This is a genomic window from Mesorhizobium sp. WSM4844 (genome assembly GCF_055811775.1).
On sequence record NZ_JBVVQB010000104.1, the window covers coordinates 1 to 8,984 of the forward strand.

Here is an 8,984-nt window from a genome sequence, read left to right on the forward strand (position 1 = left end):
CAACGTCCTGAACTGCACGTCGCGCTTGCCTCTCGGCGGATTTGAAGCTCCCAAGATCGCGTGCTGTATCGCGCGGGTTAGCGGTTACTAACCGTTCTGCAACATTGGTCAGTGGCCCGTCTGGAAGGTCAAGGTGGTTGCGGCGTTCCTCGGCCCTCCTCCCGTCGCGGGATGAACTTTCAGCTGCGCGTGTCCGTTTGCTGTCGCGATCCATTGCTCAGCCTCCAAGTCCTTTCTCTACCCCATGAGGTTACCACCGAAGCTTGATCCGCTAAACCAATATGGTGTTACACTTGTAGTCTTGCATAGGCTTCTCCCAGCTCTCTGGGTCACGCCGAGAGCCGTAACCGGATCAGATTTTCCGGGCGGAGGGGGTTTGCGGCGAGCGCGTTCGTGATTCACCATTTGCGTGACGCTACCACCGACTGATTCGCTTGAAGGCCTGTCGCTTGCTCAGCTCCGCGGGCCGTTTGCTGCGCTGATCGGCTTAGTGCGCGGTCTTCAAGGCCGGGTCGAGAGCCTTGAGATCGAGAACCAGGTGCTGCGCGCCGAGATCCAGACCCCAAGATCGCCCTCCGGACAAGCCGACCAAGCCGTCGGAATGGGCAAAGCAGCCGGCATCTGGCAAGGCGAAGCGACGCCGTCGCGGCGCAAAGCGCGACGGCGGTCGCGTGAGCCACGAGGTGACGGTTACGGAGAGCGGTCCTACGGGCTCACGCTTCAAGGGATACAAGACGGTCCTGGTGTGCGATCTGGTTCTGTCGGCCGGGGTGATGCGCTATCGCTGGGAGTGCTGGGTGACACCGAGCGGCGAGAGGCTCGTGGCGCCGCTGCAGGCGGGGATTGTTGGCGGCCTGGGGCGCGAACCTGCGCCGCTTCATCCTGGCCTGTCACGTTCAGCGGCAGGTGACACTCGACAACGGCATCCTGTTCCCGCGACGACTGCGCAGGAACCGCAGCGAACGCATGTGGGCGCCGCCACAGCACGGCCGCATCCTCCAGGTCCTGCATAACCGAGATATGCCGGCGCCTTCTTCTACGGTCGAACGCGTGGTCGGCGCCGGCCGGGCGGCGGCGTCTCGCAGATCAAGGTGAATAATATGGCCGAGTGGCGGTTAGTCATGCCGACCTGAATCCGGGTTATATCGACTGGGAGCACTTCAAGGCCAACAAGGAGCGTGTCGCCACCAACGAACAAGCTTATGGAATGCAGCGCCGCGCCGGGACAGTCCGCGAAGGATCCGCCTGCTCCAGGGCAGAGTTCTCTGCAGCCTTGCAGCGGGCAAACATGCGCGTCCATTACAACGGCCATCTGCCGAGGGCCGTCGGCGAGTCGGAAGCCGAAAGAGTCGCGGCTCCCCTCACCCGTTCGACCGTTCCGTCGTACCAGGCGAGCGTCTCGCAACGCGAAAGCTGCTCAGGCGACCCTTCGCGATTTTGGCCGGATCGACGTCGTCCTGGGGCAGGAAAGCAGACGAATGACTGGCAAAAAGCGTCCGCCGCAGCCCGGCGTCGATCACTAGTCTAGAACCTGGCGCGGACGCGGCGGAACTGCAGGGCGGCGGCCATTCCGGAATAGCTGCCGCCGACATCGATGATGGAACCTACACTAAGGGCAGCTCAATTCGGATGGTTGTGAGGACAGGCTCGGCTCATGCCTGGACGGGCAGTATTCTGAGGGTGTTTGCACACCATGTTCATGGTTGCGACCATGGAGATAGCCTCAGAAGCGGCGCTTAATCGGAAATGTTAGCACCTCCGCGTTTTGGCGCGGTTGCTTGAACTCTTCGACAGCAACCGCCTCGATCAGCAAATCCAAGGCTTCGCGCCCCCTCCGGCTCATCGGGTCATCACCTCGCAGATAATGATACGCTCGATCCAGATGCACTCGCGCGGCGGAAAAATCGCTTGTCATTGACCCTCTCAGTTGCCGCCCGCGTTAGCCGTCTACGAGGTGAGGGTCGCGCATTCGTTAATATCCACAGACGGATTTGATTCAAATCGCCGATGAACCAAACACCGCTTTGTGTGCGAGAGCCCCTTTGATTAGGTCGGCGACGGGTCCGGTTGATTCTGCAATAGGGTTGCTAAGGCAGCCCTGACAATGTGTCCCCAGCCGGCGCGCGAGCGCCAGGGAAGGCCGGTTAAAGAGCCGGCCGCTTGCAGGACTCGAACTCATGGATGACTGAGGCCTCGGCATCCTCGATGCCTAGCGTTTCTGCGTTCTGTCTTATCGCTGTGACATTTGCCGCACAGGATGACGTTAACGACATTCTTTCCCGCGTGAGGCGATGCGAGCAGGGCACAGTGACGCGCGGCAGGGAGGGCAGGAAGCGATGGCAAAGGCTGACACTCGGTAAGACGGCGCAGCTCGGCCAGCTGAAGGAGGACGATGGCAATGATGAGGTCAGGGGATGGATGGCATGATCCCACGCCCGGCACCTGCACGGATCACCTCGCCAAAGTGGCGGGTGGGACCTGGAATCGAGCCGCCATTGCGAGATGTTCGCGGCCATGGCGGCTTCGCTGTCTGCTGTCCGCAGGGCGAAGCGCGCATCAGATGGGCCAGCGCGGATGGACGCGAACCGCGGAGATGACGAACACGACCTTCGCTGGGTAGGACAGCGGCACCGCGAATCCAATGTTGGAGGCTCTACGCCGCTCAATCTGGCGGAGGCGCGGCAGTCGATGCGGCAGGCAGAACCCGCTTTACCGCGAGGCGCTGTTATCTCGATAGGATCGGGCGTCAGCTGGTCGGGATTGCGCAGCTCGATCGGGTGCCGTTCAGTCAGGCATCCCTCGGCTTAGACTAGAGAGCCGCCGCTCGAACTAGCTTCGTTCGCCGGCCTCGGCCGCAGCGGAATCCGATACTCGCTCAGCATTGTGACAACATCGGCGATACAATTTTTGCCACTCTCCGTCAGCCGCAGATCGACCTCGACGAATGCGCGCCGACTTCCGATACGGGCGCCTCAGTGGGCGCTTGCTCAAGCCGAATGTAACCAGGGCGGGCGCATCGAGCGGTCGCTCTCCACGATCGAATGGTATTCGAGTCCGGCATTGCGCCGAGGATGTCAGGCCGGTCGTTCCTGATGGCGCTGAGAGCAACGGTTATGTGCAACGCGGTCGCAAACCCGCAGGCCGTTCCCGAAGAGCTTTGCCATTGGCTTCTCTCGGTGATGCCGAAAGCTTCTTCAAGATCGTCGAGGGCACAATGGCACGGGTGTTGATCGACGCCGCAAGATGAAGCAGTCGATTTCCAGCTTGCGCAGGAAGGCAATCCGGTTGGTCAGCCCACCAGGTTTGAGGCACCAGGCGCATTCGGCGCGATCGCAGCCAATGAAAGCGCCTCTGGCCAATGGTCGGGTCGCGGCGTTGAATTTCGGCTTTGGCCGACACCCAACCCAGCCGATCGTTACAAGAGCGCGGGCGAATTCTTGGACGTGCTGACAAAGCTCTGGGGAAGTTTGGGAGGTTGATGCGCTCATCGCGAACCCGGAGGCGCCGGTCTGCCACACTAGTGGTGTACGGAATCGGGCCCACGCTCTCGGTTAAAAAACTCAGGAGAAACATGATCCAAAACCGAAGCTTTGGGAGCTCAGTTCCTGCCCCGCTTAGTGCCTATTTGTGTGCGCTATTCTGCCATACGCCTAATGAGATTGTCCCACCTGATCACCGTCCCTAACTTGGCTGAGATCGAAGCCAAAAGCTGGCAGGCAACAGGAGTGACCATGAAGAACATTATGAGTGTTGGGGACGGTGGAGATGGTAGACTGGTCATCGTGTCAAACAGGGTTGCGCTGCCCGACGAGCACGGGGCACTGCCCCCGGGCGGAATGGCCATTGCGCTGAACGCAGCGCTCCAGCAACGGGGCGGCCTTTGGATGGGCTGGTCGGGGAAGGTGAAAACCGAGAAGAACCAGGTGTCACCGACGATGCAGGAGGCCAACGGCATCACCTATGCCCTTGCCGATCTCTCGCAGAAGGATTTGGACGAATATTACTACGGCTTCGCCAACAGGGTTCTTTGGCCGGTCTTCCACTGCCGTGTCGACCTCGCCGAATACAACGACGCGAGAAAGTCAGGATATTACCGCGTTAACCGACTCTTCGCAGAGTCTTTGATGCCGCTCCACCGCGAGGAAGACGTCATATGGGTGCAGGATTATCACCTGATCCCTCTAGGGAAAGAACTGCGCGAGCGCGGCTGCCTCAACCGCATCGGCTTTTTCCTGCACATTCCATGGCCGCCGGCGGACATCCTCGCCACCGTGCCGCAATGCGAAGAATTGCTGGAAGCGCTTTCGTTCTATGACCTTGTTGGCTTTCAAACCGACGACGATCTTGGCAACTTCGCCGAATGTCTCCGCCGCCGAAACCCAGGGTGTCTCATGAAAGACGGTAGCTACCTAGTCAAAGGGCGGGAGTTTCGCTGCGGGGTCTTTCCAATCGGTATCGACACGGCCAAGTTCGAGGACCTCGCAGAGCTGGCGACGCGCGACGGGGATCTGCAGGAAGTTTACAAGAGGACTGCTGGCTGTGACGTCGCCATTGGCGTCGACCGATTGGATTATTCCAAGGGCATCGATCGGCGCATCGTGGCGTTTCGCCAATTCCTTGATCGTAACAGCCATCGCGTCCGCAAGACGCTACTGCTGCAGATTACCCCGAAATCCCGCGGGGAAATACCGGCCTATCTGGCGCTGCAAAAGCACATCGCCGAACTGGTGGGAAGTGTCAATGGGGAACTTGGAACCATCGATTGGGTACCGGTACACTACACCAATCGTTCCCATGGCCCGCTGCAACTGGCCGGCCTCTACCGACTGGCACGCGTTGGTCTGGTGACGCCGCTCCGCGACGGCATGAATCTGGTGGCGAAGGAATATGTGGCTGCGCAAGACCCAAGCAATCCGGGCGTTCTCGTTCTCTCGCAGTTTGCTGGCGCCGCTGGCGCATTGGAGGGAGCGGTGCTTGTCAATCCCTATGACCCAGAGGCTGTGGCGGCCTCCACGGAAAAGGCATTTCGCATGTCGCCAGACGAACGGAAAGAGCGTTGGGGCGCAATGAAGAAGAGTATCAACGGCCACGATGTGTATCGATGGTGCCACGACTTTCTCGCCAACCTCCAGGCGGAGGACTTGCCAGCATGAGGCTGATCGCGACCAAGTGAATCAGGGCAGCATTCGGGCCTCGCCGAGGCGTGGTTAATGTGCTGTGGGTAAGCCGGATGGCGACGACCGCAGACCACCTACCCTGTTGGGTTGTAACCGATTGTGCTGGGACGGGAGCGAAGAACTCGCGGCTGCGGCCACTCATCGAACTAGTTGAGCCGATCCGCAATAGGGCTCTCGTCGCCGGATCCGTCGGTGTCGAGCATTCGACTGTTATCGCTTCGCTGATCGAGACCCCGTGTATTGAAGATGTCGACCACCCGGTTGGCGACATCGCTGATGTGGTAAGCAGCATCGACCTACACCGCACGCCAGATCTCAAGACGTTAGCTTGAGCACATTCCATATTAGAACAAGAGGAAAAAGGCATGGGTGAGCTCTCTTGCAGTCGGCAGATCTCTTCAAACACGCGTGAGCGGCCACGACTGATTGTCGAGGGTGCTCGCGCCGCACGGCAACAGCATATGCTGGCATCCCTTGACCTGAATTTACTGTTGTCTCTTGAGGCGCTGCTGGAGCACCGCAACGTCACGCATGCGGCTCGGCACGTGCGCTTGAGCCAACCGTCGATGAGCCGAGCGTTGACAAGGCTGCGTGGCATTTTCAATGACGATCTTTTGGTTCGCGGCTCGAGCGGCTTGGTCCCGACGCCGCAGGCCGAACGGTTGGCCCGAATGCTGCCGCCGGTGTTGGATGCGCTCCGCGGGATGGTGAACCGTCAGGGGGAATGGCGATCAAAGACGATAATGGCGATACCCGACCATCAAGCCCTGATCTTGCTGCCGCCTCTCCTACCCCTGCTGCGCGAGCACGCGCCCAATCTCGACATCGTCACCGGCTCGTTTCTAACCGGCGCGCTCCGGCGGCTTGAGCAAGGCGAGATCGATCTGGCCGTTGGGCAGACCGGTGGCACTCCACCGGGCTTCTTTCGGCGCAGGCTCTATACTGACCGCTTCGCCTGCCTGCTACGTTGCGAACACCCAGCCCTGGCGCAGGAATGGACGATCGAGGCCTTCGCTGCCCTGCGCCACGCTGCCATCGACTCGGATTCTAAGGGCGGCTTCGGGAGGGTGCATGACGATCTGGCAAATTTACACATCCAAGATCGCGATCCGGTGCTGGTTTCCAACCTCCTGACGGCCGCTGTAGCCATCGCGGCGACCGATCTGGTGCTGATTGTACCACACCGCGTCGCGACACGGATCGCCGCCTTGCTCCCCCTAGCGATTGTCGATCCGCCGGTGGAACTGTCGCCTTACGAGGTTGGGCTGATTTGGCACGAGCGTTGCCATCGCGACCCAGAGCATCACTGGCTGCGCCACAAGATTGCCGCCGCAGCGGCGGCGGGAACAGAGCTGGCGCATCCATCGAAAATGAGAGGGCAAACGGCTGATGCTTCGCCAAGGGAAGAAGCGTGATGCGATCGAAGTCTGGCACTATCTTCAGGACCGAGCCAGTTCATTACCCCCTCGTCCATCGGGACGGGATGCTGGTTCCGCTGTCCCAACTCAGTGAAACCGACGCGCGCTGACCGAGCATCTGCTGTGAAGAAGGCATTCACACTTACAGCCAACTACACAAACCAAGACCCACCTTCTTCGACCGCCGTTCGGCCGGGTCAGGGCTTTCGCAGGCCATGTTCTCAGGGTGTTACCGAGGTGCATGCATCGATTCTGGCCGCGTATCTTGGCCCGGACCCTTTGGCAGGTAAATGTTTGGCACAAATTGCGAGTTCTCGGATCTTCGGCAATCTGCCCAACGATGTGCGGCAGATCGATATCCTTGAGCACCGTTTGTTGCGGCCGGGGCGCTTCGCGCAAATCGTCATCATCGATTGCCGCGAATGGGAGCAACATGGGTACGGTCATGCGGAGCTCTCTTCCGGACTGGTGCAACTAGCCCTGGTTTCCGAAGACAGGCTGGACCGAGAGGCGGTTTTCTCCGACGGGTATTCCGATTACCTGTTGTGGCCACTGATCGAGCAGGAAGTTGTGAGCAGACTGACCGCCTGCGTCGCTCAGATCGCGCGGCGTTCTGCACCGCTATTCTTTTCAGCCGACCCCCTCGTTCAGAAGGCTTGCGATCTGCTGGCACAGCGAGTCGATCAGCAGATCGCCCTCAGCGAATTGGCGCGCATAGCCGGGACCAACAAGACAACGCTCGTCAACCGCTTCGAGGCTGCCTTTGGCTGCGGGCCTATGACCTGGTTACGGCACTACCGGATGATGGAGGCTGCCGCCCGCTTGCGAAGCGGGCATGAAAGCGTGGCCGAGGTCGCTGAATCCTTAGGCTACGAAAACAGCAACAATTTCTCCACGGCGTTCAAGGCGATCCATGGGCTCTCGCCGCTGCGCTATCGCAAAATGGCTGCGCGCAGAGAAAGGTCTGCCTGACGCAAAGGTGGGGATCGGAACAAACTGGTATACAGCCAATGAAGACACGCAAAGATCACCTGATACTCAAGCGTTTACCCACTCCAGGCACTTTGCGGCTTTTACAGCAACGCTCAGAAAAGGAAGATAAGCATGTTGAACGCGGTCGCAGCGCATTTTCAAGGGCATGAACAGAGCTATTCGGACAAGAACTATGAGGCGGCGAGCACGTTTTTCGGCGCCAAGTCCCTTCTTTTGGCCCAGCCAGGTGCTGCGCGCCCCAGTGACGACACCATCGCCAACGATCAAGGAACAGTACAGTTTCACCTCATTGGTCAGAAGACCGATGACCCGGCGTACAGCGGCATCATGAAAGAAAATCAGGACAACCTTCTGGCTATAGGAGGACTCATTCACGACTACATGCATACCCATTATCCTAAGGTTGATTCGGAAAAACTTGACATCAACACATGGACGAACGTTGTGGGCAACATTCCCGACCTTTCGATGGGAGGGCAAAAACAGAAAGGTTACTCAAACAAATTTGCTGGCACCTCCGTTTCAGCCACGTTCCTCTCCTTGATCGCGAAGGCGATTGTCACTGACGGGGCGTCTCTGCTAACGGATTTCGAGTCCTTCCTCACTGAGATGGGCAACCTGACCTTCAGCGCCAACAGCAAGTCTCAGCAGTACAAGGCTCTGACATGCACCTACCAAAGCTACCTTCTCGATAACGGGGCAGGCGGATATTACGACTACGGAGCAATTGTTCTGCGAGAAGTCACGTTCAATGAGTACTTCCTTGATCTAAAATCTTCGTGCTCGTCGACACGATACGTCAACGTCGACATAAGTTATAACGAGGTTACCAATATCGTTCAGACTCGCCGGATCCGCAACGGCGGCCCCGATTACAAAAACTTCCAGGAGATCGTGAATAAGAATGCCACCGAGCGGTTTATGAATGCCACGAACTTCTTTAACGGGGGCTCGACCCCACAACAAGACATCACGCCCCAGGTCTAATCCTCATGATTGGTCTCGAAAGCAGCAGCGCACCAACCGACGGTGTCAATTCGAAGAAACCTCGCCGGCGTCATAGATCAGGTCCGGCTGACAGCGGTGCCGACGAACTCCGGCCCCGCTTCTATAAGAAACCAACTATGAACCCCATCGCAGAAACAACTGCGGGCCTCTTCCTGGTAATCGGCGCCCATAGCAGCGGCCCCCTCGAAGCGGAGAGGATTTGCTCAGGCTTGATCCAGAAACTGTCCGAAGGCTCAATTCTGAACTTGGATCCTAGTATGTGGCAGAATGCCATGCAAATGGTGCCGAACCAGGTGGACGCCGCCACGGCCTCGAAGACCCTGAACCGCAGGATGGCCGTTGCGGATTTCCCAAGTACCCTTGCGTCAATTTGCGCCGATGCTGCCGA

General features: G+C 59.0%; 6 protein-coding genes and 2 pseudogenes. 6 read left to right on the top strand and 2 right to left on the bottom strand.

Going from position 1 to position 8,984, the window contains the following annotated elements:
* Positions 1–214 (bottom strand): annotated as a pseudogene (locus AC0L2A_RS35375) (hypothetical protein); the annotation flags it as partial.
* Positions 215–846: 632 nt separating this feature from the next.
* On the opposite strand from AC0L2A_RS35375, the gene AC0L2A_RS35380 reads away from it, so the two are divergent.
* Complete coding sequence (locus tag AC0L2A_RS35380) at positions 847–1,095, top strand: hypothetical protein (RefSeq protein ID WP_473612826.1); 249 nt, start codon at positions 847–849, stop codon at positions 1,093–1,095.
* A gap of 628 nt (positions 1,096–1,723) precedes the next feature.
* Here AC0L2A_RS35380 and AC0L2A_RS35385 read toward each other — a convergent pair.
* Positions 1,724–1,915: a hypothetical protein gene (locus AC0L2A_RS35385; protein ID WP_128372442.1), complete on the bottom strand. Its 192-nt coding sequence runs from the start codon at positions 1,913–1,915 to the stop codon at positions 1,724–1,726.
* A 1,816-nt stretch (positions 1,916–3,731) separates the two neighbouring features.
* On the opposite strand from AC0L2A_RS35385, the gene AC0L2A_RS35390 reads away from it, so the two are divergent.
* The 5 genes and pseudogenes from AC0L2A_RS35390 to AC0L2A_RS35410 all read left to right on the top strand — a co-directional run.
* Positions 3,732–5,153 (top strand): alpha,alpha-trehalose-phosphate synthase (UDP-forming), encoded by a 1,422-nt coding sequence (locus AC0L2A_RS35390; protein WP_473612827.1) that lies wholly within the window; start codon positions 3,732–3,734, stop codon positions 5,151–5,153.
* Between the two features lie 485 nt (positions 5,154–5,638).
* Positions 5,639–6,592 carry a LysR family transcriptional regulator gene (locus AC0L2A_RS35395; protein WP_473612832.1) on the top strand — a complete coding sequence of 318 codons (954 nt, stop codon included), beginning with the start codon at positions 5,639–5,641 and terminating at the stop codon, positions 6,590–6,592.
* A gap of 126 nt (positions 6,593–6,718) precedes the next feature.
* Complete coding sequence (locus AC0L2A_RS35400) at positions 6,719–7,567, top strand: helix-turn-helix domain-containing protein (RefSeq protein WP_473612829.1); 849 nt, start codon at positions 6,719–6,721, stop codon at positions 7,565–7,567.
* A gap of 132 nt (positions 7,568–7,699) precedes the next feature.
* Positions 7,700–8,575 (top strand): hypothetical protein, encoded by an 876-nt coding sequence (locus AC0L2A_RS35405; protein WP_473612830.1) that lies wholly within the window; start codon positions 7,700–7,702, stop codon positions 8,573–8,575.
* 137 nt (positions 8,576–8,712) lie between these two features.
* A pseudogene (locus AC0L2A_RS35410) lies at positions 8,713–8,984 on the top strand (glutamate acetyltransferase); the annotation flags it as partial.

Excerpts from the sequence above, each read along its gene's own strand:
- AC0L2A_RS35385 (WP_128372442.1), bottom strand. The coding sequence starts at position 1,915 with ATGACAAGCGATTTTTCCGCCGCGCGAGTGCATCTGGATCGAGCGTAT.
- AC0L2A_RS35390 (WP_473612827.1), top strand. The coding sequence starts at position 3,732 with ATGAAGAACATTATGAGTGTTGGGGACGGTGGAGATGGTAGACTGGTC.
- AC0L2A_RS35395 (WP_473612832.1), top strand. The coding sequence starts at position 5,639 with ATGCTGGCATCCCTTGACCTGAATTTACTGTTGTCTCTTGAGGCGCTG.
- AC0L2A_RS35405 (WP_473612830.1), top strand. The coding sequence starts at position 7,700 with ATGTTGAACGCGGTCGCAGCGCATTTTCAAGGGCATGAACAGAGCTAT.